Source organism: Williamsia sp. Y712 (assembly GCF_059445525.1).
Window position 1 is genome coordinate 1,426,603 of the sequence record NZ_JCAIUN010000001.1, and the last position, 24,963, is coordinate 1,451,565.

Sequence of the window (24,963 nt, forward strand, 5' to 3'; positions counted from 1 at the left end):
AACTTCGACCGGAGGTAATTCGTGCCAGGCAGTTCGCCGAGTCGCAAGGGGCTCCTGTGGACGCTTCTACCGGTGGTTGTGTTGATCGTCGTCGCGGCGATTGTGCTCGTCATCGCGTTGCGTGTGGACGAGAAGCACAACAGTCTGCCTGCGGGTGCCTCCGCGCAGCCGTCGCCGGTGTCGCTTGTCCCGCAGATCAGTCCGGTGGCCACCGATGCGCCACTACCCACGTCGGCCGGGATCGCTGCCGCCCTGACGGAGGTGTTGTCGAACCCGGGTCTGGGTGATCTGTCGGGTGAGGTCTCCGATGCGCTCACCGGGCAGACCCTCTGGTCGCAGACCCCCAACCGCCCCATGGTGCCGGCGTCGACGATCAAGATCCTCACCACGTCGGCCGCCCTGCTGGCGTTGCCGCACGATCAGCGGATCTCGACCACGGTGGTTGCCGGTGCCGACGGACAGGTGATCCTGGTGGGAGCGGGCGACCCGACGCTTTCCGCGCAGCCCGAAGGGCAACAGACGTTCTTCACCGATGCCCCGCGGATCGCCGCGCTCGCCGATCAGATCGAGAAGGCCGGTATCGATGTCACCTCGGTGGCGGTCGACACCGGTGCCTTCTCCGGTCCGACGATGGCGTCGAGTTGGGATCCGGTGGACATCGCCGACGGCAACATCACACCGATCGAATCGCTCATCGCCGATTCCGGACGAATCGATCCGCTGGAGATCGACTCGCCGCGGACCCCGACCCCGGCATTGGCCGCCGGGACGGCGCTGGCCGCGGCGCTCGGCGTCGAGAACCCCGTGGTCCAGGCGACCGCTCCGGCCGGCGGTGCCGTGATCGCCACCGTCACGTCGGCGCCCCTGGTGACCCGGCTCGGGGACATGATGCGTGCCAGCGACAACGTGCTCGCCGAGACCACGTCCATCGAGATCTCCAAGGCGATCGGTGGCAGGCCGACGCTGGCCGGAGGTATCGAGGCTGTTCGAAAAGTTCTGAGTGACAACGGTTTCAACATGGATGGCACGGTCTTCGGAGACGTCAGCGGCCTATCAGAGGACAACCGGATTTCGGCCGGGTTGCTCGACAAGGTGACCGGTGCCGGAGCCGGCACAGCCCAGCTGAAGCTGCGGCCGTTGCTGGACATGCTGCCGGTGGCCGGTGCGACCGGCACCCTGGCGGAGCGTTTTGTTCTCGAGAACGTCGACGGTGCCGGGTGGATCCGCGCAAAGACCGGAACATTGACGGTCGCCAGTGCGTTGGCCGGTGTGGTGCAGACGAAAGAAGGACGCGTGCTCAGTTTTGCTCTGATGTCCAATGGCACCGGGCCGTCCGAGGCCCGGCCCGCGCTCGACGCGGTCGCCGCGACCTTGCGTGATTGCGGTTGTCGATGAGTATCGATTGGCAGCTCGCCGCGTCGGTGGGCAAGAAGATCGCCCGGTCCGGTCCGCTGACCACGGCTTACACAGCCGATGCCGCCCGCAGCGAACTGGCGGCGTCGGCAGTGGCGTCCGAAGTGCCGGTTCGGGAGGTCACCGGGCTTGCCGACGGACTTCCGGTGCCCGCAGCGCGGGTGCTCGACCGCGGTGAATGGATCGAGGCGGCGGCGCTGTCGATGTCGGCGATGCTCGACCCCGGTGAACCCGACGAAAAGCCCGGGGTGACGGGACGAATCGCGGGTCTGCAGGCCGGTGGATTGCTGGCCCTGTTGTCGAGTGCCATCCTGGGTCAGTACGACCCATTCACCCCGGATCCGATCAGTGGACACGACGGCGTCCTGATGCTGGTGACGCCCAACATCATCGCGGTCGAACGTGGGTTGCGGGTGGTACCGGCGGACTTCCGGCTCTGGGTGTGCCTGCACGAGGTGACCCATCGGGTGCAGTTCTCGGCAAACCCCTGGTTGCGCGACTACATGCAGTCGAACGTCGAGGCGCTCACGTCCGAGGACACCGAGTCCGCCGGTGAGATGGTGTCGCGGATCAGCTCGGCGCTCCGCAGCGATCTCCCGAGGGAAAAAGGAATCGTCGGCGCGATGCAGCTCCTGCAGTCCCCGGAGCAGTACGAAGCGTTCAGCCGGATGATGATGCTCGGCACGCTCCTCGAAGGTCACGCCGACCATGTGATGGATGCGGTGGGCCCGGCCAAGGTGCCGACCGTCGACCGGATTCGCACCGCATTCGACAAGCGTCGGGCCAAGCCGCAGAACCCGGTGCAGCGATTGCTGCGCACGCTGATGGGCATGGACGCGAAGATCGCCCAGTACACGCGGGGCAAGGCGTTTGTGGACGAAGTGGTCGAGACGGTCGGCATGACCCGCTTCAATGCGATCTGGACGGGTCCGGAGACGATGCCCAGGCCCGCTGAGATCGAAACCCCTCGGGCGTGGATCGATCGCGTGTTGTGAACTCCGGGGCGATCTCCGAGATCACCAGGGCGGTCAAGGATTTCGCCTGCGAGTATCTGGCCGATCCGCAGGTGTGCGTCGGGTTGTCCGGAGGTCCTGATTCGACCGCGCTGACCGCTGCCGCCGTGCGGGCGGGCCTGGACGTGCGGGCCCTGGTCGTCGACCACCGTTTGCAGGCCGGTTCGGACGTGGTCGCCGGTAGGGCGGCGGCGATGGCAGAGGCGCTGGGTGCGCAACCGGTGATCGTCGGGGTCGATGTTGCCGGTGCCGGTGGACCGGAAGCGGCGGCCCGGCGGGCTCGGTATGCAGCATTCGAGGCGCATCGCGCCGATCGACCGGTCCTTCTCGGTCACACACTCGACGACCAGGCCGAAACCGTGCTGCTGGGGTTCGCGCGCGGGTCAGGCCCCCGGTCCGTGGCGGGGATGCGGCCGTGGGCGCCCCCGTTCGGGCGGCCGCTCCTCGGTGTACGACGCTCGGTGACGGTGGCCGCCTGCGCCGAACTCGATGTGACCCCGTACGAAGATCCGCACAACCGGGATCCGCGCTTCACCCGCGTCCGGTTGCGGCGTGAGGTGATGCCACTGCTCGACGAGGTCTTGCACAGTGGCGTCGCCGAAGCGTTGGCGCGGACCGCCCGGCAGCTTCAACTCGACGTCGATCTGATCGAAGGCCTGGTCGACGACCACGCCGCGGTCATCGACGGTGATGAGGTGGATTGTGGTGCCCTCGCGGGGTTGCCCGCCGCGATCCGGTTGCGCCTACTACGGCGATGGTTGCTGGCCAACGGGGCGACCGAGCCCACCGACACCGTGGTTCAGGCAGTCGACGCGCTGGTCATGCGGTGGCGAGGCCAGGGAGCCGTGGCGATCGGTGGCCGGCCGCAGTTTCGTACCCAGGTGACGCGGCGCGGCGCCCGACTTGTGGTCGAGCGCCGCGAACGCTGAGGCTACGAGATCGTTAGGCAGGGGGCCACGGCGCGGTGACCGTGTTGAAGTATTCGATCGCAGCGCCGATCAGGGTGGGTCCGCCGACTGCGATGGTGCCGAGGACGCCGCCGATACCGGCTCCGGTGACGGCACCCGGGAGGCAGCCGACTGCGGCGGCAGGGAGTCCGACCACGCAACCGATCCCGGCGCCGATGATGGTGCCGACCAATCCGCCGATCGCCACGGACACCGACACGTAGGTGCCGACTTTCTCCAGCGCCTGTAAATCACGTTCTTCTCGGGTCGTGGGCGCGGCGACCGGCGTGGCCGCGGCCGGGTCGACAACCGGTGTGAGGGTGGCCGTGCGGCCGTCCACATTCGCCGCGATCGGGAACTGCTGGTCGTCGAGGTTGAAGAACAGCGGAACGGTGGCCGCCACGTTGCCGGTGGCGTCGACGATCTCCAGCTGACCGTCGCTGGTTCGCAGTGAGCCGATGTCTGTCGAAAGGACGATCTGGTCGCCCCCGACGATGTCGGCCTGATAGTTGATGTCATTGGCCGGTGCGGCATTTGCCGGTATCGCTGTCAGGAAGCCGGCGGCGGTGACGGCTGATGCAATGAGTGCGATGAATCCATTTCTGCGTTTCATGGGTACGTCCTGAGGGTTTTGGGCGGGTGTGAAGCGTCACCCGAAAGGTGATTGATTTCGCCACGTGCCCAGTTTCGATTCAACCGAAAGCTGTCCGACTTTCGCCGATCGCTCCCCCTGACCGTATTTCGAAACGGCTCGTGGATCTTGTGTGCTTCGGTGTCGCGCGCAATCAGTAAAACAAAACTGTGATTGCGAAAAACTCTCGATGGTGGAAATCATCCGTTCGGTGTACTCGTGATGCTTTGGCGGGTTGTTGCCCCCTGCAATTGCTGCCACGGCGTTTGAGGCATGATGGTCCTTGTGACGGCGCAGCGTGATCCATACGGCAATGACATCGAAGCGGTAGTGGTCACGGAGGAGCAGATCAGGCAGCGGACGATCGAGCTGGCCGAGACTGTCGCCTCGCGCTACCGGGACGCTCCGGACGACCTCGTTCTCATCGGGGTCCTCAAGGGTGCGGTCATGTTCATGACCGATTTTGCCCGGGCGTTACCCATCCCATCGCAGCTCGAGTTCATGGCAGTGAGTTCGTACGGCTCGTCGACGTCGTCGTCGGGCGTCGTGCGGATTCTCAAGGACCTGGACCGCGACATCAACGATCGCGACGTCGTGATCGTCGAAGACATCATCGATTCAGGATTGACCCTGTCCTGGCTGATCAAGAACCTCCGTACCCGCCGGCCGCGGTCTCTGGAGGTGTGCACACTGCTGCGCAAACCAGATGCGGTCCGCGCGGACGTACATGTGGCGGACGTCGGATTCGACATTCCCAACGAGTTCGTCGTCGGATACGGTCTCGACTATGCCGAGCGCTACCGCGACCTGCCGTACGTCGGCCGCTTGCACCCGTCCGTCTACACAGACTAAAAGGTGATCGATGACTGCAGTTCAGACCGCCGCCGGAGTACGCGCGGGACGGCTTGACCCAGTCGAGGTCACCCGGGAGGCGCTGGCCCGGATCTCACAACGCGATCGGGAACTGGGTGCTTTTGTCGCGGTCCGGGCGGATCGTGCTGTTTCCGAAGCCGAGGTTTTGACCGCGCATCCAAAACTTGATGAATTGCCGTTGGCGGGTGTGCCGGTGGCGATCAAGGACAATATTCCGGTCGCCGGTGAAATCATGACGGTCGGATCGCAGGCCACCAGTCGCGCACCGCAGTTGACCAATCACACCGTTGTTCGGAGATTGCGTGCGGCCGGGGCAATTGTCATCGGGACCACCGCAGTTCCGGAATTGTGTATGTGGGCGACCACGGATAATCCGACCACCATTACGCGTAACCCGTGGAATACCAAGCGAACCCCTGGCGGTTCGTCGGGCGGAGCGGCGGCCGCGGTCGCGAGCGGGCAGGTCGACATCGCCCACGGCAACGACGGGCTGGGCTCGATCCGGATCCCGGCGGCGGACTGCGGAGTCTTCGGCCTCAAACCGGGGCGGGGCGTGGTGCCGTCCGAGCTGGGTGGCAACGGCTGGTTCGGTATGAGTGAGAACGGGCCACTGGCCACGACGGTCGCCGACGCGGCACTGATGCTCTCGGTGATGGCCGACAAACCAGATCTGGCAGAGGCGGGTCTGTCGACGGAGCCGGGATCGCTGGGAATCGTCGTCGCCGAGAACTTTCCCCTGACCGTCGGCAAGACCGACAAACATTGGGCACAGGCGCAGGAGAGCTGCAGTTCCCTGCTGGCCGATCTCGGTCATCGCGTGCCTCATGCCGACCTGCCGTATCCCGCTAATCCGATGCCCCTGCTGACGCGATGGCTTGCCGGTGCGGCCGGGGATGCCGATGACATCGAGGCGGCCGGCGGGGATCTGGAAAAGCTGCAGCGTCGCAGCAAAGTTCACACGTCGCTCGGGCGGAGTGTCACCCGCTTCGATCTGGTGAACGACAGTCAGGTCGACAAGGTCGAGAAGAAAGTCCTCGCGTACCTCGACCGCAACAAGGCCGATGTGCTCCTGACCCCGGCATTGGCGACGTCGCCGCCGCAGGCAAAGCGATGGAGTTCGGCGAGTTGGGCCGCGAACATGTGGGCCAACGTCAGCTACGCACCCTTCTGCGGGCTGTTCAACCTCCTGGGCTGGCCGGCGATGTCGGTACCGTTCGGCGTTCACCCGGTCACCCGCACGCCCCTTGCCGTGCACTTCGCAGGCAGGCCAGGATCCGAAGCACGCCTGCTGACCTTGGCTGCCCAGATCGAAAGCGCCCGTCCCTGGCAGAGGGTCGCACCCGGCTTCTGACCGCTCACTGCCCTCACTTCCGCTCGGTTGCAAACCGACGGGCGTGAGAAATACGGGCGGATTTCTCCCGGAACCGTTCTGGTCCTCTTTGCGTCCAACCCTTCGGGACAACGCGAGCGAGGGCGGGGATCGATGGGGGAGAACGTCGCGGTGCGGCACGGCTGGGTACGGACAATCACGCAGGCGGTGATCCCTGATCTGGTCGTGATTTCGGTGGTCAGCGCACCGGCGATCGCGCCATCGTGATGCCGGCGGTGAAGCGATGAGTACGAGCTGGCTGAAGTCGCTGTTCCGCAATCCGATTCGGGCCACGGCATACGGCCTGATGTTGTGCGCAGGTCTCATGTACGTGATGGCTGCGCTCACCTATCTCACGTCCGACTTTGCCGACTACGTGAGCGTGAGCTCCGATCCCGACGATCTCGCCGGTGCGATCGTGACCCTGCTTCAGTGGTCGCTCGGTGCCTATGTCGTGATCGGGGCGGCCGCCATCACCTTGAGTGCTGCGCCGAACGACAGTCGGATACGGCGCACCATCAGCCTCGTCCTGTCGTGGATTGCGGCGTTGGCGCCCATCGTGGTCACGATGTGGGTATTCGGTTCCTGGTGGTTTGTGAAACCGCACCTGATCGATTGGCCCGGGTCGGTCGGATTCGTGGTGGTGTGTGTTTCGGCCGTCATGCTGGTTTTGTCGATCGCGACCCTGACCATCGCCGAGTTCCGTGAACGATCGAGCAATCAATACCCCACTCTGGGTGGGGTTTACGCCACCGCTGCGTTATCGGGACTGGTGGCGACGGTTGTGGTGCTGGCGAGCGTACGGCCGCTCGGTGCGGTGGACGTGGTCGAGCTAGGCGACTCGATGGAGATGGGTCCGCCCGCATCTGCGTTGGACGTGAACCGGGTGCAGAACGCGAGTGGGATCTACGACGGCTCAACATTTTTGACGGCGGCGGGAGTGCTCGTCGTGAAGGACGGAGTGCTGCGCGCGTATGACACGTTCGGTGGGCCCGAACGTTGGCGCATCTCGAAACCCGGAATGTCGGTGATCGTCGACGACGTGGACAGCTATGAAGACGGTTCGGTTGTCGTGGTCAAATGGGAACCGGTCGGACGTGGGGGTTTGACGGAGGCCTACAGCGCCGATACCGGAAAGGTGCTGTGGGATAGCAACCGAACGAGGTCTGAGGAACGCCCCGGGATGAATTATCTCGATGCTCGGACCGGGACAACTGCGTGGACGCTGGATACCGAGAAGGTGTGTGGGCCCGGCCGACTGATTCGTGAGGACAGCTTCAGCGGGGTCATCCCTTTCACGTGCGAGGACGAAAACGGAATCGTGAATCGCATCGGCGGGATCGACCTGGCGTCCGGCGTGGTCAGGTGGAGTCAGGAGTCGCCCCGCAGAATCCGCGACATCGGGCCCGTGGTGAGTGTCTCCGATCGAGACACGGTGACCAGTTACGAACTGTCCTCGGGACGGCTTCTGGGTAGCAATCCTTGGAACCGGCCGGGAGTCAGGAACGAGTTCGTCCTGACCAACGGGTGGCAGATCAACACAATCAGGGATGACTCCGACAATCTGTCGTTCAAGGGCCTCGATGTCGGTGGCGCCCAGCGGTGGGTCGTCGATCAATCATGGATCGGTTCAGTCGACTACATGACCTCGGTGGGTGACACTGCGTTGTTCATGGCCTTCGCGCACGGTAGTGCCTGGGTGATGAGCGTGGATGTTCGAACCGGTGCAATGAAGCCACTGGCCGGTCCCGGTGCGACACCCGATGGCCAGGTACCCCCGGTCATGAGTGCCGAGATGGGGGATCGGGAGCTGATTTCCGACTTCAGTACAAGTGCCGGAACGCTTACGTCCGGTGGGCTGCTACTCGACCTCCGCTTCAACGGATTCCGGGCGCTGGACCTTTGGATTCCGGCCGGTCTGCCAACGAGTGGCTGATAGCGGTGCACAATTCCACAGGGGCCGTCGAACCGCGCGTGGTGATCCCAGCTGCGTAACCGACGCCGGGCACCTGCGATTGCGCTCGTAGGGAACGCCTGACCATGGTGAATCGTTGACGGGTAGCCTGAGAACTCAGATATCCCGACTGGAAGGACGCGCCGAAATCACAGCGAAAGCCACAGACGTGGCTCTCGGTCTCGGCTGACACACCTCAATGAACCGTAAGACTGTCTTTCGCAATCTGGCGATCGTGGCCGTTATCGTGCTCGCGATCTGGGGTTGGACCCTGCTACGGGACAACAATCGTGACTACAAGGCTGTCGACACCTCGGTGGCGATGACGCAGCTCAACACCAAGAACGTGGACGAGGTGCAGATCGACGACCGCGAGCAGACGCTGCGGATGACGATCAAGGATCCGAGTCAGACCGACGGTGAGAAGAAGATCTCGGCCAAGTACCCGGCACAGGCCACCGAAGAGATCTTCAATCGCGTCAACGACACCGGTGCGACGTATCAGACGAACGTCAACAAAGACTCGTTCCTGATGCAGATGTTGATCTTCATCCTGCCGCTGGTCTTGCTGTTCGGTTTGTTCTTCTTCGTGATGAGCCGGATGCAGGGTGGTGGCAAGGGCGGTGTCATGGGCTTCGGGAAGTCCAAGGCCAAACAGCTCAACAAAGACATGCCGTCCACCACGTTCGCGGATGTCGCCGGCGCCGATGAGGCCGTCGAAGAACTCTTCGAGATCAAAGACTTCCTGCAGAACCCGGCCCGCTACCAGGCACTCGGCGCCAAGATCCCCAGGGGTGTGCTGCTCTACGGCCCTCCCGGAACCGGCAAGACGCTGCTCGCACGCGCGGTTGCCGGCGAGGCCGGTGTCCCGTTCTTCACGATCTCCGGTTCTGATTTTGTCGAGATGTTCGTCGGCGTCGGTGCCTCGCGAGTGCGTGACATGTTCGAGCAGGCCAAGAACAACAGTCCCTGCATCATCTTCGTCGACGAGATCGACGCGGTCGGCCGCCAGCGTGGCGCCGGTCTCGGCGGTGGTCACGACGAGCGCGAACAAACCCTCAACCAGCTGTTGGTGGAGATGGACGGATTCGGCGAGCGTTCGGGCGTCATCCTGATCGCGGCGACCAACCGTCCCGACATCCTCGACCCGGCGCTGCTGCGTCCGGGCCGCTTCGACCGCCAGATCCCGGTCGGCAACCCCGACATGGCCGGACGTCGGGCGATCCTGAACGTCCACGCCCAGGGCAAGCCGATCGACGCCGACGCCGACCTCGACGGTCTGGCCAAGCGCACCCCCGGCATGTCCGGCGCCGACCTGGCGAACGTCATCAACGAGGCCGCATTGCTCGCGGCTCGCGAAAACCGCACCACGATCACCGCTGAACTCCTCGAAGAGTCGGTCGATCGCGTCATCGGTGGTCCGCGTCGTAAGAGCCGGATCATCAGCGAACACGAGAAGAAGATCGTGGCGTACCACGAGGGTGGACACACACTGGCCGCGTGGGCGATGCCCGATCTCGACCCGATCTACAAGGTGACGATCCTGGCCCGCGGTCGAACCGGCGGACACGCGCTGGCAGTGCCCGAGCAGGACAAAGACCTGATGACACGGTCGGAGATGATCGCTCGTCTGGTGATGGCGATGGGTGGGCGTGCTGCCGAGGAACTGGTGTTCCACGAGCCGACCACCGGAGCGTCGTCCGACATCGATCAGGCGACCAAGATCGCCCGAGCGATGGTGACCGAGTACGGCATGAGTGCCCGACTGGGCGCCGTTCGTTATGGCCAGGAGCAGGGCGACCCGTTCCTGGGCCGGTCGATGGGTTCGCACGCGGACTACTCGCCCGAGGTTGCCAGCGAGATCGACGACGAGGTACGTCGCCTGATCGAGGCCGCGCACACCGAGGCCTGGGCCATCCTCACCGAGTACCGGGACACCCTCGATGAACTCGCGACCCAGCTGCTCGAACGCGAGACGCTGACCCGCAAGGACCTCGAGAAGATCTTCGACAAGGTCTCCAAGCGTCCCCGCATCACCACGTTCAACGACTTCGGTGAGCGGACCCCCAGTGACAAGCCCCCGGTCAAGACTCCCGGTGAGCTCGCCAAGGAACGCGGCGAGCCGTGGCCGCCCGAGGCCCCGAAGGCGCCGGAGCTGACCAAAACGGGTTCGCATGCGCAGCCCGGACCGGGTCATCAGTATCCGCAACAGCCGGCACCGCAGCCGGGTGTGGCTCCCGGTGGAACCCGTCCTGATTACGGTGCTCCGGCCGGTTGGTCGGCACCGGGATGGCCCCCCGCCGATTCCCCGGGCGGTGGCGCCCCGAACAGTGGTCAGCCGAACGGGCTACCCGGTGGTGGGTACCCCAATGGCGGTTACCCGCAGGCACCAGGGAATCCTTATGCACAGCCGCAGAACCCTTATGGTCAGCCTCCGGCAAACGGACATCACAATGGTGACGGAAATGGCGGCAGGCACAACGGTGGCGGCCAGGGCGATGAAGGTCAGAACGGCCGGCCGCCCTCAACCGGACAGAATGGACAATGACGTACCGCGAAGACTGCACCGCGATTGCCCCTTTTGATGCTGAGCGTGCCGAGCGCGCTGTTCGAGAACTTCTCATTGCTGTCGGTGAGGACCCGGAGCGCGACGGGCTGAAGGAGACTCCGGCCCGCGTGGCCCGTGCCTACCAGGAGATGTTCGGCGGTCTGCACACCGATCCCGATGAGGTCCTCGCGACCACCTTCGATGTCGGTCACGACGAGTTGGTCCTGGTCAAGGACATCCCGATGTACTCGACCTGCGAACACCACCTGGTCTCGTTTCACGGTGTCGCGCATGTCGGCTACATCCCGGGTGCCAGCGGTCAGGTGACCGGCCTGTCGAAGCTCGCTCGGGTTGTCGATCTGTATGCCCGCAGGCCGCAGGTCCAGGAGCGGCTCACCACGCAGATCGCCGACGCGATCGTCCGGAAGCTCGATCCGCGCGGTGTCATCGTGGTGATCGAGGCCGAGCATCTGTGCATGGCGATGCGCGGTATCCGTAAGCCGGGCGCCACGACCACCACCTCGGCGGTCCGCGGGCAGTTCAAGACCAGTGCGATCTCGCGTGGAGAAGCACTGGATCTGATTTCCCGAAAGAGCTAGTGCTGCAAGACAGTGCCGTCATGAAGGGTTCGGGCGCCGTGAACACGGTCATCATGGGCGTGGTCAATGTAACCGCTGATTCGTTCTCGGACGGCGGTCGGTACCTCGACGTCGACGCGGCCATCGAGCACGGTGTTGCTCTGGTGGCCGACGGCGCCGACATCATCGACGTCGGTGGCGAATCCACGCGACCGGGTGCCCAGCGGGTCGACTCCGATCTGGAGATCGCGCGCATCAGGCCGGTGATCGAAGGTCTGTCGGCGCGCGGAATCGTGACGTCGGTCGACACGATGCGGGCCCGGGTCGCGGAGGCCGCATTGTCGGCCGGGGTGGGCATCATCAACGACGTCTCCGGTGGTCGCGCCGATCCCGACATGGCCAAGGTCGTCGCGGAATCGGGGTCTCCCTGGATCCTGATGCACTGGCGGCCGACCGACGCCGACTGGGCGCATTCGGGTAAAGCTGCCGGATATGGCGATGTGGTGGCCGAGGTCAGAATCGAACTCCTCGAACAGGTCGACGCCGCCGTGAAGGCCGGTGTCGACCCCGGTGCCCTGATCCTCGATCCCGGATTGGGCTTTGCGAAGACGGGCGAACACAACTGGGCGTTGTTGCAGCGTCTACCCGAGTTGATGGAGTTGGGGTTCCCGGTGCTCATCGGGGCGTCCCGCAAACGTTTCCTGGGGACCCTTCTTGCCGACGCCGACGGCAATCCGAGGCCGCCTGCGGGGCGGGAAGTGGCCACGGCTGCACTCAGTGCGCTGGTTGCGGCCCACCGCGCGTGGGGCGTTCGGGTGCACGACGTGGCGTCGAGCCGCGATGCCATCGCTGTTGCGAAGGCATGGAACGCCGGTGGATCTCCGGCTGTGAACGACCAAGTTGATACGAAGGGGCGCAATGGCTGACCGAATCGAGTTGCGCGGGTTGAAGGTCCGGGGCAACCATGGCGTGTTCGACCATGAGCGCACCGACGGCCAGGACTTCATCGTCGATGTGATCCTGTGGGTCGACTCACGTGTCGCCGCGGCCACCGATGACCTTGCCGACACAGTCGACTACGGCGCACTGGCTCAGACCGCCCACGACATCATCGCGGGCACCCCGCGGAATCTGATCGAGACGGTGGCCGCCGAGATCGCCGACACGGTGATGCTCGAAACCGAGCAGGTGGCGGCGTGTGAGGTGACGCTTCACAAGCCGTCGGCGCCGATCCCGCTGACGTTCGACGATGTCGCGGTGGTCGCGAGGCGATCCCGTAAGGGCATGCAATGAGTGGGGCGACACCGTGAGCCGTGCGGTGCTCTCGATCGGCTCCAACATCGGGGATCGAATGGCACATCTGCAGTCGGTCTGCGATGGGCTCGCCGATGTGGTGGTGGCGACCTCCGCCGTTTACTCGACCGCGCCCTGGGGTGGCGTGCAGCAGGAGGACTTCCTCAATGCTGTTGTTGTGGTCGATGATCCGAACCGGGAGGCCGTCGATTGGCTGGCCGCCGGGCAGGAGCTCGAGCAACAGGCGCAGCGGATCCGCGAACAGCATTGGGGTCCAAGAACTCTGGATGTCGACGTCATCTCGGTGACCAGTGCGGGCCGCGAAGTCATCTCTGATGATCCGATCCTGACGCTGCCGCATCCGAGATCATCTTCGCGTGCGTTTGTCCTGATCCCGTGGCTGGACGTCGACCCGTCGGCCACTTTGTGGCATGACGGCGCAGCGACCCCGGTGGCCGAACTGCTTGCGGCACTACCGGACGACGAACGATCCGGTGTGCACCGCACCGACCGGCAACTTGCTGTCGCCGGGCGCGACGGGGCGGATACGGGCCGATGAACCGGCGAAATCCGCGTCAGCAGTCCGATGACGGCAAGATGGGTCCGACCCGGTTCCGTGATCTGTCGGCCTTGGCCGCCGTTGTCGCCGTGGTGGTGTTCCTGCTGGTCCGCGTCAGTTATGGGTCGATGCCACCGCTGCCACTGCTCGCCGGTGTGGTGCTGTATCTGCTTGCTGCACTTGAGGTTGTGATCGCGTTTGTTGTCCGTTCGCGCGTCCGAGACCGTGAGGTCGGGGCGCACCACGGACAGTTACATCCGATCACCGCGGCCCGCGTTCTGGCACTGGCCAAGGCGTCGGCGATCCTCGGTGCGCTCGCGACGGGTGTGTGGGCGGGCACGCTCGTCTATCTCCTGACGCGACAAGGTGAGCTGACCGCAGCCCGCGAGGACCTGCCGAGCGCGATCGTCGGATTGATCGGTGGAGTCCTGCTCACGGTGGCGGCGTTGTGGCTCGAATACTGCTGCCGTGCGCCCGATGATCCGTCCGAGGACCTCCCTGCCTGATCGGCGGTGACAATCATCATGACCGTCTATAACAGGACTTGCCGGGTGAGATGGCGAATTCGTTCGCCGCAGCCCGGTATGTTTGCCCCATGACCACCTCCGCTGGCCGCTCGGCTGACGCCAGAAGGACTCGTCGTGGTCCGGGCCAATGGCTGCTCGGCGCTTTGCTGCTGCTCGCTCTCGGCTCGAGCGTGTTCATGATCATCACCTCGGAGATGAGCGTTGCCGGTTCGCTGGCCGTCATCACCGCCCTGTGGGCTGCCGTCATCGGCGCCATCCTGGTGACCAAATACCGCCGCGCCGCAGATTCCGCGGACGCGAAGGCCCGTGATCTGCGACTGGTCTACGAATTGCAGCTCGAGCGCGAGATCACCGCCCGCCGACAGTACGAACTCGGTGTCGAGACCCAGGTTCGCCGCGAGGTCAGCGCCGAATCCGGCTCCGAACTCGCCGCGCTCAAGACCGAGCTGCAGTCGCTTCGTGAGAGTTTGGAGCAGATCCTCGGCGAACTGCCGGAGGATCGCATCGCGTTGTTCCGCGAGAAGCTACCCGAGCTGGAGAACGGATCCAGTTGGCTCAACCGCCCGGATGCCGCGTACGCCTCCGGGTTTGCCGAGTACCCGAGTGGACTCGTCGATGACGGCGCGGTTGCCGAACAGGACTTTGCGTCCACTGCGCCGCCTGCCGACGACTCCCCGCGTGCAGGTGACGTGACCGAGGTCTTTCCGGTGATCGCCGCCGAGGAGCCATTGCCCGCCGATCCCGAGCCTGCCACCTCCGAACCGGCCGAGGTCGAGGCCGAGGACGAGGAAGAGCTCGTCGCCGAGGTTGTCGAAGAATCGGCCGATGACAGCCCTGCCGCACCGGCCTCGGAGTCGGAGTCCGAACCCCGTGCCTCGGGCAGGCGTCGTCGTGCTGATGAGCCCGCCGAGGACGCTGCGGATCCCGAAGGTTTTGCCGACGACAACCCGACCGACGAATGGGAAGTCGCACCGCCCGAGGGTGGCATCCCCGAGGCTCTGCTAGCCGAGGGGGAAGATTCACCCGATCACTCAGGTGCTCATGAATCCGGCCGTTCGGTCTCGGAACTGCTCCAGGGCTTTGCGGGTTCTTCTCCCAGCTCAGGGCGCCGTCGCCGCCGCGACTGAGTCAGATCGCTTTCCGGGCGATCGGCCGCGCCGGCCGGTTCCGGCCCCGCGGCCGCCCTGCCTTTCGGTGAGGCCGATCACAGCGGTTGGCGGTTTCGACGCTGCGGGATCTATCCTCGCTGCGAGACGTCTGGTACCCGAATCCGACTCATCCGACCGTGATCTTTTCCTCCGGTTGGACGGGATCGGTGGGACTGGAACGAATGATGGAGGACATCGGTGACCTCGACCGGGATTACCAACTGGCCCGCGCCTGCCCGCCTATCGGTGGGCATCGTGTCGGCGGGCCGTGTGGGCACAACCATCGGTGAGGCGCTCGAACGCGCCGAGCACGTGGTCGGGGCGGTCTCAGCTTCTTCGCCGCAGTCGCGGCGTCGGGCCGCGGAACGACTTCCCGAATCGCAGATCCTTGCTCCCCGTGACGTCGCGGCACGGTGCGAACTGCTGATCTTGGCAGTACCCGACGATCAACTTCCGCTGCTCATCGCTGATTTCGCCGCGTCGGGTTCGGTTCGGCCGGGCACGATTGTCGCTCACACCGCCGGAGCCAGCGGCGTCCGCATTCTCGACCCCCTCACCGACGCCGGAGCGCTGCCGCTGGCCCTACATCCGGCGATGACCTTCATCGGTACCGGAGAGGACACCGACCGGCTGAACGACTGCTGTTTCGGGGTCACCGCCGCCGACGAGATAGGTCTGGCGATCGGACAGTCCCTGGTGCTGGAGATGGGTGGCGAGCCGGTCCACGTCCGCGAAACCGACCGGACGCTCTATCACGCGGCATTGGCGCACGGTGCAAATCATCTCGTGGCACTGGTCTGTGACGCCGCAGCCGCCCTCCGCAAGGTCCTCGACGGACAAGACGTGCGGCCGGAACGACTCCTCGGCCCGCTGCTGACCGCAGCCCTCGACAATGCCCTGCACATGGGTCCTGCGGCGCTGACCGGGCCGGTCAAGCGCGGCGACACCGCTGCGGTGGCCCGCCATCTCGACGCGCTGACCGCAGCAGACCCCGCCATCGCCGACGGATACCGGGCGATGGCCCGCCGCGCCGCCGCGTACACCGATCCACCCCCTGATCTGATCGAGCTCCTCGGAGGTGAGCACTGATGCCGGGTACTGACCTGACGTCTGAAAAGCCATATACGGCAGGTAAATTGACCGTCCACCGCGATCCGGCGATGCTGAACAAGATCAGCCGGGCCTTGCGGTCGACCGGTAAACGGGTGGTACTGGTTCCGACGATGGGCGCGCTGCATGCCGGTCACCTCGAGCTGATCCGGGCGGCCAAGGCCAAGGGTGATGCCGTGGTCATCACCTCGATCTTCGTGAACCCGCTGCAGTTCTCTGCCGACGAAGACCTCGACGCCTACCCTCGGACGTTCGATGCGGACTGTGATCTGTTGCGCGCGGCCGGGGTCGAGTTGGTCTTCGCACCGCGGGTCTCGGACATGTACCCGAACGGCCCTCGGACCACCGTGCATCCGGGTCCTCTTGGCGCCGAACTCGAAGGGGCCTCGCGGCCGACCCACTTTGCCGGGATGCTGACCGTGGTACTCAAGTTGCTCAACATCGCGGCACCGATGGAGGCGTACTTCGGTGAGAAGGACTACCAGCAGCTGACCTTGATCCGGCAGATGGTGCGCGACCTCGACCTCGATATCCGCATCGTCGGCGTGCCGACCGTGCGTGAATCCGACGGGCTCGCAATGTCTTCGCGTAACCGGTACCTCGATCCGGCGCAGCGTGAGCTGGCCACGACCCTTTCTGCGGCCCTGGTCGCAGGCGCCTATGCGGCAGCGGGTGGTGTGCAGGCAATTCTGGACACGGCCAGCGCGGTGCTCGCACTACATCCAGAGATCAAGGTCGATTACCTGGAAGTACGCGGACCGGGTTTGGAGTCGCCCCCGGACAAGGGTGACGGCAGGCTTTTGGTGGCGGCCCGGATCGGCAGCACTCGGCTGATCGACAACGTGGGTGTCGCGATAGGTACGGGATTCGTCGAAAGAGGAGAGAACACACCATGATTCGTACGATGATGACGTCAAAGATCCACCGCGCCACCGTGACGCAGGCCGATCTTCACTACGTCGGTTCGGTGACGGTCGATCAGGATCTGCTCGACGCCGCCGGTTTGCTCGAAGGCGAGAAGGTGTCGATCGTCGACATCACCAATGGTGCACGGCTCGAGACGTACACGATCGCGGGTGAGCGCGGTTCGGGTGTCCTGGGTATCAACGGTGCCGCAGCACATCTCGTGCATCCCGGTGACCTGGTCATCCTGATCGCCTACGGCGGCCTCGACGAACGCGAGCTGCTCGAGTACAGCCCGCGCGTGGTGTTCGTGGACGGGCAGAACAAGATCCTCGAACTCGGTGCCGACCCGGCACATGCCCCGGAGGGTAGCGGCCTCCTGGATCCGCGCGAATTGTCTTCCACCCCGTTGTCTTCCGCTACAGCCTGATCATGCTGCTCGCCCTGGACGTCGGTAACACCAACATCCACCTGGGTGTCTATTCCGGGCGCGGTGACCACGCCCGTCTGGTCCGGGACTGGCGGATGCGGACCGAACCGCGGATGACCGCGGACGAACTGGCACTGAATCTCCGGGGGCTCCTTGGCGCCGACGTCGACCAGGTCACGTCGGTGGTGGGCCTGTCCACGGTGCCTTCCCTGCTGCGCGAAATGCGCGTGATGGTCGGGAAGTATTACGGCGCCGGACCCCACGTTCTCCTCGAACCCGGCGTGCGGACCGGGGTTCCGCTGTTGGTCGACAACCCGAAAGAGGTCGGCACCGACCGTGTCGCCAACGCGCTCGCGGCGTACACGGCCTATGGACGGGCCTGCATCGTCGTCGATTTCGGGACGACAACCCTGGTCGACGTGGTCTCGGCGAAGGGCGAGTTCCTCGGCGGCGCCATCGCCCCGGGCATCGACCTGGCAGTGGAAGCGCTGGCCACCGCGACGGTGTCGTTGCGCAAGGTGGAGTTGTTGCCGCCGCGCAGTGTGGTCGGCAAGAACACCATCGAGGCATTGCAGTCGGGCATCCTCTACGGATTCGCGGGACAGGTCGATGGACTGGTGAACCGGGTGCGGCGGGAGATCCGCGGATTCGGCCCCGCCGATGATGTGGCGGTGGTCGCCACGGGGTATCTCGCACCGCTGGTGTTCGACGAGTGCGAGACGTTGCAGCACCACGAACCGACGCTGACGCTGGACGGTCTGCGGCTGGTCTATGAGCGGCAGCGTGAAAGTCGCAGCAAGTCACGGTCAGATCGTTGATCTCTCGCAGGCCGCAGTCCTGTGATCGTCCCCACTGGTGCGAGCCGAATCGATGTGGCAGAATCTCGACCGTGATGATCCGGAGCTGTCAGGAGTGTTGTCGGGGCTAATTGCCTCTCGATGACCCCTGTACGTCCGATCCCGGCGATCTCCTCGCCGATCATTCACGAAAGTTCCCATCATGTCAGTGCTCACGGCACCCCTGTCTTCTTCCGCTGCTCCCGTGTCCGCTCCGGCGGCGGCGCCTCTGTCCATCTCGGCTGACCAGTTCGGACCTGCCTTGCAGGACGGTGCGATCGCCGTCGACATCCGCAGCCAGCGTGTCCGCGATACCGACGGAATCCTCTTGGGGGCGTTGGCTGTTCCCGCCGAGAACGTCCTCGACCGGTTGACCCCTGGTTCGTCCGGCTCTTTGTCGAGCGCCAGCACTGCGCAGCGCTGGGTCTTGGTCGGCGCGGACGGCCACGACGCGGAGATGCTGACCTGGCACCTGCAGGCGCGGGGCATCACCGGTGCCCGTTTTGTCGTGGGTGGTCAGCGGGCATTGGCCCGAGGCGTCACACCCGGTCTGCTCGGCGAGCACACCCGGCGCGAGCTGGATGCCTACTCGGCGCACTGATCCTTTCGCTCCGGGCGGAGGCGGCCGTAGCCCGGAGCCGGGCCGGGGTTTGTGACTGTGGTTTGTGACTGTTTGTCTACGCTCGGCCTTGGCGAATGGATCGCGGAGCGCTCCGGCCGATAGGGTCGTTGGCGTGAACGAAGACCGTGGCCAGGGCCGCACCAACACAGATGCAGACACTGTCGAAGACCAGACGCCGGAACAGCTGCGTATCCGTCGCGAAAAGCGGGATCGGATGCTCACCGCAGGTACCGAGCCCTACCCGGTTTCGGTACCGCGAACACATTCACTGGCGCAGGTCCGGGCCAAATATCCCGACCTCGAGACCGACACCGCCACGGGCGACCAGGTTGGTGTCGCCGGCCGGGTGATCTTCGTCCGCAACACCGGCAAGCTGTGTTTTGCGACGTTGCAGGAGGGTGACGGCACGCAGTTGCAGGCCATGATCAGCCTCAACGGTGTTGGGGAGGAGTCACTCGCGGCGTGGAAGGCCGACGTCGATCTCGGCGATTTTGTCTTTGTGCACGGTGAGGTGATCAGTTCCCGCCGAGGCGAGCTCAGTGTTCTCGCGGACAGCTGGCAGATGGCGTCGAAAGCGCTGCGGCCGCTTCCGGTGGCACACAAGGAGATGAACGAAGAGGCTCGGGTGCGTGCGCGTTACCTCGATCTCATCGTCCGGCCGGAGGCCCGCGCGATGGCCCGGACCCGGGTTGCGGTCATGCGAGAATTGCGTGCCGCACTCGAACGCCGCGGTTTCCTCGAGGTCGAGACACCGATGCTGCAGACATTGCACGGCGGCGCGGCGGCCCGCCCGTTCGTGACGCACTCCAATGCCATGGATATCGACCTCTACCTGCGCATCGCGCCGGAACTGTTCCTCAAGCGTGCGGTGGTCGGTGGGATCGAGAAGGTCTTCGAGATCAACCGCAACTTCCGCAACGAGGGTGCGGACTCCACCCATTCACCGGAGTTCGCGATGCTCGAGACGTATGAGGCGTACGGCACCTACGACGACTCGGCCACGATGATCCGGGAGATCATCCAGGAGGTCGCGCTCGGTGCGTTGGGCACTTTGCAGCCGTTGATGGCCGATGGAACGGTCAATGACCTCAGTGGTGAGTGGACCTCGGTCGAGATGTATCCGTCGTTGTCGCAGGCCCTCGGTGAAGAGATCACGCCGGCCACCACGGTGGAACATTTGCTGGCGGTGTGCGCCCGGGTGGGGCTCGAGATCCCGCAGGGCAAGGGATATGGCCACGGGAAACTCGTCGAGGAACTGTGGGAACACCAGGTCGGGGACACGCTCTCGGGACCGGTTTTCGTCCGGGACTTCCCGGTCGAGACGTCGCCTTTGGTCCGGGAGCACCGGACGAAGCCCGGTGTCAGCGAGAAATGGGACCTCTATGTTCGTGGTTTCGAATTGGCAACCGGGTATTCAGAATTGATCGACCCGATCATTCAGCGGGAGCGGTTCGTCGACCAGGCCAGGCTTGCGCGGGCCGGCGACGACGAGGCAATGGTGCTCGACGAAGAGTTTCTTGCCGCGATGGAGCAGGGGATGCCCCCGACGACGGGTACCGGAATGGGGATTGATCGACTTCTCATGGCGCTTACCGGTCTTGGGATTAGGGAAACGATCCTCTTTCCACTCGTGAAGCCGCAGCATTGATAATTTTCTAAACTCGTTAGTGTGTTATTCGCGCGAACAAGATATTCGCGCTATGCTGTCGGCCAATAGACGGCCGACATGAATATGCTCGTTCCGAGTTGTGTTCAGAGAAACCGTCTTGTATGTCGGGGAGCCATCAAGAATGGAGTGTTATGGCTAAGAAGGTTACGGTCACGCTGGTCGACGATGTTGACGACAGCAAAATTGCGGACGAGACCGTCGAGTTCGGTGTAGACGGTGTCACTTATGAGATTGATCTGTCGACGAAGAATGCAGACAAGCTGCGTGACGACGTCGCACGGTGGGCAGAACATGCACGTCGGGTCGGTGGACGTAAGCGTCCGAAGGGCCTGAGCGTCGCAGGCAAGGCCCCGGTCGACCGTGAGCAGACTGCGGCGATCCGCGACTGGGCGCGACGCAACGGGCACCCGGTATCGGCGCGTGGACGTATTGCGGCCGGTGTTGTCGATGCCTACAACGAGGCGCACTGACTCAATGAGTTGACTTCAGACACTGTCTGAAAAGGCGGGCGGTCCGAGTATTCGGACTGCCCGCCTTTTTCTTTCGCAAGTGTCGGTGGAGAATTGCTAAAACTCGCTTCACAGTAAACACTCAGAAAAGAAATGATCGTCGCGATCACTTTTGCACTTTAGTTTCTTTTTTCTGAGCGTCAGCGACATTTAATCGACGTGTCGAGATTGCGCTTGAAGCAAACGTTTGAGGGCCTGGAATAGTTCGCAAAGCGCACGGATCTTTAGCCGAGTTCGCGCTTCAAGATCTTCCCCGCCGCATTACGAGGGAACTGTTCGACGAACACCACAGAACGCGGGATCTTGAAGTTCGCCAGTTTCTCTCGGGCGTTTGCCAATATCAAGGATTCGTCCACCGATGCACCCGGGGCGACCGACACATATGCGCGCCCGACCTCGCCGAGACGTTCGTCCGGTACACCGATCACCGCAGCCTCGGTCACGCCGTCGATCCGGGACAACACCTGCTCGACCTCGGCGGGATAGACGTTGAACCCGCCGCAGATGTACATGTCCTTCGAGCGGCCCGTGATGGAGAGGTTGCCGCGGTCGTCGATCGTCCCGATGTCGCCGGTGTGGAGCCAGCCGTCGGAGTCGATCGCTTCTTTGGTGGACACGGGGTCCTCGAGGTATCCGGCCATCACCATCTTTCCTCTGGTCAGCACCTCGCCGCTGTCCGACAACCGGATTTCCATACCCCGGAACGGGCGTCCGCAGGTATTGGCAACGGTTTCGTCGTCGTCGTCCGGCGTGCAGGTGGTGACAAAACCGCCGGCCTCGGTGAGGCCGTAGGCCGTGATGACGGTGTCGATGCCCAGATCGCGCTGCATGCGTTCGACCAGGACCACCGGGACGATGGCCGCCCCGGTGACGGCCAGGCGAAGTGAGGAGAGGTCGAACTCGCCGCGGCGAGGAGCGTCGAGAAGTGTCTGAAAGATGGTCGGCGCTCCGGGGAAGACCGTCGCGCGGCGGTCCTGGACCAATTGCATGGCGGCGTCGGTCGAGTACACCGCCAGCGGCAACATGGTTGTCCCGTTGAGCAGGCAGGCCAGGATGCCGGCCTTGTATCCGAAGGTGTGGAAGTAGGGGTTCGCCATGACGTAGCGGTCGTCGGGGCTCAGACCCCCGTTGTCGGCCCAGGCCCCGGATCCGGCGATGGTCTGCTGATGCTCCGCCAGGACGCCTTTGGAGCGCCCCGTGGTGCCGGAGGTGAACAGGATGTCGGAGTAGTCGGTGGGGGCCAGCGCGGCGGCCCTGCGGTCGGCCTCACTGTGGTCATGGGTCGCGGCCGCCTCGAGGAAGTCGTCCCAGTCGATACCGATGGCCGCGCGTTCGTCGTCGGGCTGCAGGCGGATGCGCACGGTGGCGACGAGGTCGGTGGCTGCCGCAAGGTCGCCCCCGGCCTCGGCCGTGAGTTCGCCGAGTCGATCGGACCCCAGGAACGCGCCCGCGATCACCAGGGCCCGCGCGTGGGTGCGCTGGATGATCTCCAGGGCCTCGGTGGCGGTGTACCGGGTGTTCAGTGGCACCAGCGTGGCGCCGGCGTAATGGATGCCAAGGGCGGCGATGGGCCAGTGATAGCTGTTGGGCGCCCAGATCGCCACGCGGTCGCCGGGGGCGATGCCCGCTTCGGCGAGGGCGGTGGCGAAGGTGCGCGCCGACGCCAGTAGTTCCGACCAGGTGAGCGACACCGTCTGGCCCCACTGATCGTCGATGATGGCGGTCTGGTCGGGCCAGAGCCTCGCAGCTCGGATCAATGCCTGCGGCGTAGTTGTCACTTCTTCGGACTCCACGCTTGCTGCTGACTGCTGCGATCCCACAGACATAATTCCTCCCGGTGCTCTCACCTGCTCAAAAGGCTAATACCTGTGCCGGAGGCAACAGGCTTCGTCGCAAAAACCTAGCACTTGCTTGGGTGATAAACCGAGCAAGTGCTTGGTCGGCTAGGCTGAATCGCATGACGGCGATCAAGCTCGCTGACCGAGGCGTGGACCTGGGACGATGGGACGGATCGGCGGCCGAATTCTCGGGCGCTGTGCGATCCTGGCTCGATGAACACCTGTTGGGTGAGTTCGAGCATCTGAAGTCCCGTGGTGGGCCCGGCAGTGAACACGAGTTTTTTGGACCCCGACTGGCCTGGGACCGGCTGCTGGCGCAGGCGGGGTGGACCTGCCTCGGCTGGCCAACCGAGTTCGGTGGCCGTGGGGCCACCATCGAACAGCGGATCCTCTTCCATCAGGAATACGCGCGCTCCGGCGCACCGGCACGGGTGAGTCACGTCGGTGAGGAACTCCTCGGGCCCACGCTGATCGCGTTCGGGACCCAGGAGCAGAAAGAACGGTTCCTGCCGCCGATCACCACGGTCGACGAGCTGTGGGCGCAGGGCTATTCCGAACCCGGCGCCGGTTCCGACCTGGCCAACATCTCGACGACGGCCCGTTTGGAGAACGGCAAGTGGGTGATCAACGGACAGAAGATCTGGACCTCGCTCGCGCATGTCGCGCAGTGGGCGTTCGTCCTGTGCCGCAGTGAACCCGGTTCGACACGGCACAGCGGACTGAGCTTCCTGCTCGTCCCACTCGACCAGCCCGGTGTGACGGTGCGTCCCATCCAGCAACTCACCGGCACCTCCGAGTTCAATGAGGTCTTCTTCGACAACGCCACCACCGAGGCGAGTCTTGTGGTGGGAGCGCCGGGCGACGGTTGGAAGGTCGCGATGGGGCTGCTGCAGTTCGAACGTGGTGTGTCCACGCTCGGCCAGCAGGTCGGATTCTCCCGCGAACTGACCGAGATCGTGGAGATGGCCAAGGCGAATGGGGCGGCCGAGGATCCGGTCATCCGCGAGCGGATCGCCCGTGCCTGGCTTGAACTCCGCGTGATGCGGGCCCATGTGCAACGCACGCTGGCCGCGGTCGACACCGGCGGGTCCGGCGGCGAGGCCTCGGTGGCAAAACTGTTGTGGGCCAACTGGCATCGTGATCTCGGTGAGCTCGCGGTTGCGGTCCAGGGACCGTCCTCGCTGATCGCTCCGGACGCGACGAGTGAGGGCGCGCCGAACAACATCTTCGATCCCGGGAACGTCGAGCTCGACGTATGGCAGCGTCTGTACCTGTTCACCAGGTCGGACACCATCTATGGCGGATCAAATGAAGTGCAGCGCAACATCATTGCCGAGCGCGTGCTCGGACTACCTCGAGAGGCACGATCGTGACAGTTGAACATCGCCCCAGCCCGCTGGCGACGGCCCCGGAAGAGATTCCCGGCCACGGACTCCTGGCCGGACGAAAGGTGGTCGTCACCGCGGCTGCCGGAACCGGCATCGGATTCTCCACCGCGCGGCGTGCGCTCCTCGAAGGTGCCGACGTGGTGGTCAGCGACTGGCACGAACGGCGACTGACGGAGACCGCGGACAAGCTGCGCGCCGAGTTCGGTGAGCAGACCGTGGCGCAGGTCGTGTGCAACGTCCAGGAGACCTCGCAGGTCAACGCTCTGATCGAAACCGCCGCAAGTGAATTGGGCCGGATCGACATCCTGGTCAACAATGCAGGCCTCGGCGGTGAGACCCCCGTGGTCGACATGAACGACGACGAGTGGGATCGCGTCATCGACATCACGCTGAACGGCACCTTCCGGGCGACCCGCGCAGCATTGCGCTACTTCCGTGACGCACCGCACGGGGGCGTCATCGTCAACAATGCGTCGGTCCTGGGCTGGCGAGCCCAGCACAGCCAATCCCATTACGCGGCAGCCAAAGCCGGCGTGATGGCACTGACCCGCTGCGCTGCGATCGAAGCCGCCGAATACGGCGTGCGGATCAACGCGGTGGCACCGTCCATCGCTCGGCATCCGTTCCTGGCGAAGGTGACCAGCGAAGAACTGCTCACCGACCTGGCCTCCCGCGAGGCATACGGGCGCGCCGCGGAGGTCTGGGAAATCGCCGCCACCATCGCCATGCTCGCCAGCGACTACACCACCTACCTCACCGGTGAGGTCGTCTCCATCTCGAGCCAGCGCGCCTGATCTTGCTGTCC

At 64.6% G+C, this 24,963-nt stretch carries 24 protein-coding genes; 22 read left to right on the top strand and 2 right to left on the bottom strand.

Annotation, left to right across the window (positions count from 1 at the left end; all coding sequences use genetic code 11):
• Nucleotides 1-72 precede the first annotated feature (72 nt).
• The 3 genes from dacB to tilS are packed head-to-tail and all read left to right on the top strand — an operon-like array spanning nucleotide 73 to nucleotide 3,355.
• Nucleotides 73-1,395, top strand: coding sequence for a D-alanyl-D-alanine carboxypeptidase/D-alanyl-D-alanine endopeptidase (dacB, locus tag AC1D75_RS06710; RefSeq protein ID WP_495514509.1), 1,323 nt, complete (start codon nucleotides 73-75; stop codon nucleotides 1,393-1,395).
• Nucleotides 1,392-2,408, top strand: a complete 1,017-nt coding sequence (locus tag AC1D75_RS06715; RefSeq protein ID WP_495514510.1) for a zinc-dependent metalloprotease — start codon at nucleotides 1,392-1,394, stop codon at nucleotides 2,406-2,408. Before dacB ends, AC1D75_RS06715 begins: the two co-directional genes overlap by 4 nt.
• Nucleotides 2,387-3,355: a tRNA lysidine(34) synthetase TilS gene (tilS, locus tag AC1D75_RS06720; protein WP_495514511.1), complete on the top strand. Its 969-nt coding sequence runs from the start codon at nucleotides 2,387-2,389 to the stop codon at nucleotides 3,353-3,355. The genes AC1D75_RS06715 and tilS overlap by 22 nt, the downstream gene beginning before the upstream one ends.
• Before the next feature lie 13 nt (nucleotides 3,356-3,368).
• Here the strand turns inward: tilS and AC1D75_RS06725 are convergent, their stop codons facing one another.
• Nucleotides 3,369-3,986 carry a DUF8020 domain-containing protein gene (locus AC1D75_RS06725; RefSeq protein WP_495514512.1) on the bottom strand — a complete coding sequence of 206 codons (618 nt, stop codon included), beginning with the start codon at nucleotides 3,984-3,986 and terminating at the stop codon, nucleotides 3,369-3,371.
• Nucleotides 3,987-4,277: 291 nt separating this feature from the next.
• Here AC1D75_RS06725 and hpt point away from each other — a divergent pair, with 291 nt between their 5' ends.
• The 17 genes from hpt (at nucleotide 4,278) to AC1D75_RS06810 (ending at nucleotide 20,893) form a co-directional block, all read left to right on the top strand.
• Entirely contained in the window at nucleotides 4,278-4,856 is a 579-nt protein-coding gene (hpt, locus tag AC1D75_RS06730) for a hypoxanthine phosphoribosyltransferase (RefSeq protein ID WP_495514513.1), read from the top strand.
• Between the two features lie 10 nt (nucleotides 4,857-4,866).
• On the top strand, nucleotides 4,867-6,228 hold the full coding sequence (locus tag AC1D75_RS06735; RefSeq protein WP_495514514.1) for an amidase: 1,362 nt from the start codon (nucleotides 4,867-4,869) through the stop codon (nucleotides 6,226-6,228).
• 262 nt (nucleotides 6,229-6,490) lie between these two features.
• Nucleotides 6,491-8,182: a PQQ-binding-like beta-propeller repeat protein gene (locus tag AC1D75_RS06740; RefSeq protein ID WP_495514515.1), complete on the top strand. Its 1,692-nt coding sequence runs from the start codon at nucleotides 6,491-6,493 to the stop codon at nucleotides 8,180-8,182.
• Nucleotides 8,183-8,399: 217 nt separating this feature from the next.
• Nucleotides 8,400-10,748 (top strand): ATP-dependent zinc metalloprotease FtsH, encoded by a 2,349-nt coding sequence (gene ftsH, locus AC1D75_RS06745; protein ID WP_495514516.1) that lies wholly within the window; start codon nucleotides 8,400-8,402, stop codon nucleotides 10,746-10,748.
• Nucleotides 10,745-11,347: a GTP cyclohydrolase I FolE gene (gene folE / locus AC1D75_RS06750; protein ID WP_495514517.1), complete on the top strand. Its 603-nt coding sequence runs from the start codon at nucleotides 10,745-10,747 to the stop codon at nucleotides 11,345-11,347. Before ftsH ends, folE begins: the two co-directional genes overlap by 4 nt.
• 20 nt (nucleotides 11,348-11,367) lie before the next feature.
• Complete coding sequence (gene folP, locus AC1D75_RS06755; protein ID WP_495514518.1) at nucleotides 11,368-12,252, top strand: dihydropteroate synthase; 885 nt, start codon at nucleotides 11,368-11,370, stop codon at nucleotides 12,250-12,252.
• Complete coding sequence (folB, locus tag AC1D75_RS06760; protein WP_482135886.1) at nucleotides 12,245-12,619, top strand: dihydroneopterin aldolase; 375 nt, start codon at nucleotides 12,245-12,247, stop codon at nucleotides 12,617-12,619. Before folP ends, folB begins: the two co-directional genes overlap by 8 nt.
• A 13-nt stretch (nucleotides 12,620-12,632) precedes the next feature.
• The gene (gene folK / locus AC1D75_RS06765) at nucleotides 12,633-13,178 is read left to right on the top strand and encodes a 2-amino-4-hydroxy-6-hydroxymethyldihydropteridine diphosphokinase (RefSeq protein WP_495514519.1); all 546 of its coding nucleotides are present in this window, start codon (nucleotides 12,633-12,635) and stop codon (nucleotides 13,176-13,178) included.
• Nucleotides 13,175-13,684 carry a DUF3180 domain-containing protein gene (locus AC1D75_RS06770; RefSeq protein ID WP_495514520.1) on the top strand — a complete coding sequence of 170 codons (510 nt, stop codon included), beginning with the start codon at nucleotides 13,175-13,177 and terminating at the stop codon, nucleotides 13,682-13,684. Before folK ends, AC1D75_RS06770 begins: the two co-directional genes overlap by 4 nt.
• A gap of 89 nt (nucleotides 13,685-13,773) precedes the next feature.
• On the top strand, nucleotides 13,774-14,832 hold the full coding sequence (locus AC1D75_RS06775; protein WP_495514521.1) for a DUF6779 domain-containing protein: 1,059 nt from the start codon (nucleotides 13,774-13,776) through the stop codon (nucleotides 14,830-14,832).
• A gap of 219 nt (nucleotides 14,833-15,051) precedes the next feature.
• A complete protein-coding gene (locus AC1D75_RS06780) occupies nucleotides 15,052-15,942 on the top strand; it encodes a Rossmann-like and DUF2520 domain-containing protein (protein ID WP_495514522.1) in 891 nt (296 codons plus the stop codon).
• The gene (gene panC, locus AC1D75_RS06785; protein ID WP_495514523.1) at nucleotides 15,942-16,859 is read left to right on the top strand and encodes a pantoate--beta-alanine ligase; all 918 of its coding nucleotides are present in this window, start codon (nucleotides 15,942-15,944) and stop codon (nucleotides 16,857-16,859) included. The genes AC1D75_RS06780 and panC overlap by 1 nt, the downstream gene beginning before the upstream one ends.
• Nucleotides 16,856-17,296, top strand: a complete 441-nt coding sequence (gene panD, locus AC1D75_RS06790) for an aspartate 1-decarboxylase (protein WP_495514524.1) — start codon at nucleotides 16,856-16,858, stop codon at nucleotides 17,294-17,296. Before panC ends, panD begins: the two co-directional genes overlap by 4 nt.
• A 2-nt stretch (nucleotides 17,297-17,298) precedes the next feature.
• Nucleotides 17,299-18,114, top strand: coding sequence for a type III pantothenate kinase (locus AC1D75_RS06795; protein ID WP_495514525.1), 816 nt, complete (start codon nucleotides 17,299-17,301; stop codon nucleotides 18,112-18,114).
• Nucleotides 18,115-18,295: 181 nt separating this feature from the next.
• Nucleotides 18,296-18,733, top strand: coding sequence for a hypothetical protein (locus tag AC1D75_RS06800; protein ID WP_495514526.1), 438 nt, complete (start codon nucleotides 18,296-18,298; stop codon nucleotides 18,731-18,733).
• A 133-nt stretch (nucleotides 18,734-18,866) separates the two neighbouring features.
• Nucleotides 18,867-20,402, top strand: coding sequence for a lysine--tRNA ligase (lysS, locus tag AC1D75_RS06805; RefSeq protein ID WP_495514527.1), 1,536 nt, complete (start codon nucleotides 18,867-18,869; stop codon nucleotides 20,400-20,402).
• 152 nt (nucleotides 20,403-20,554) lie between these two features.
• Nucleotides 20,555-20,893 carry a histone-like nucleoid-structuring protein Lsr2 gene (locus AC1D75_RS06810; RefSeq protein WP_495514528.1) on the top strand — a complete coding sequence of 113 codons (339 nt, stop codon included), beginning with the start codon at nucleotides 20,555-20,557 and terminating at the stop codon, nucleotides 20,891-20,893.
• A 263-nt stretch (nucleotides 20,894-21,156) separates the two neighbouring features.
• Here the strand turns inward: AC1D75_RS06810 and AC1D75_RS06815 are convergent, their stop codons facing one another.
• Nucleotides 21,157-22,758 carry a FadD3 family acyl-CoA ligase gene (locus tag AC1D75_RS06815; protein WP_495514529.1) on the bottom strand — a complete coding sequence of 534 codons (1,602 nt, stop codon included), beginning with the start codon at nucleotides 22,756-22,758 and terminating at the stop codon, nucleotides 21,157-21,159.
• Nucleotides 22,759-22,889: 131 nt separating this feature from the next.
• On the opposite strand from AC1D75_RS06815, the gene AC1D75_RS06820 reads away from it, so the two are divergent.
• Together AC1D75_RS06820 and AC1D75_RS06825 are read left to right on the top strand one after the other, a co-directional pair.
• Nucleotides 22,890-24,143 (top strand): acyl-CoA dehydrogenase family protein, encoded by a 1,254-nt coding sequence (locus AC1D75_RS06820; protein ID WP_495514530.1) that lies wholly within the window; start codon nucleotides 22,890-22,892, stop codon nucleotides 24,141-24,143.
• On the top strand, nucleotides 24,140-24,952 hold the full coding sequence (locus AC1D75_RS06825; protein WP_495514531.1) for an SDR family oxidoreductase: 813 nt from the start codon (nucleotides 24,140-24,142) through the stop codon (nucleotides 24,950-24,952). Before AC1D75_RS06820 ends, AC1D75_RS06825 begins: the two co-directional genes overlap by 4 nt.
• Nucleotides 24,953-24,963: the final 11 nt, after the last annotated feature.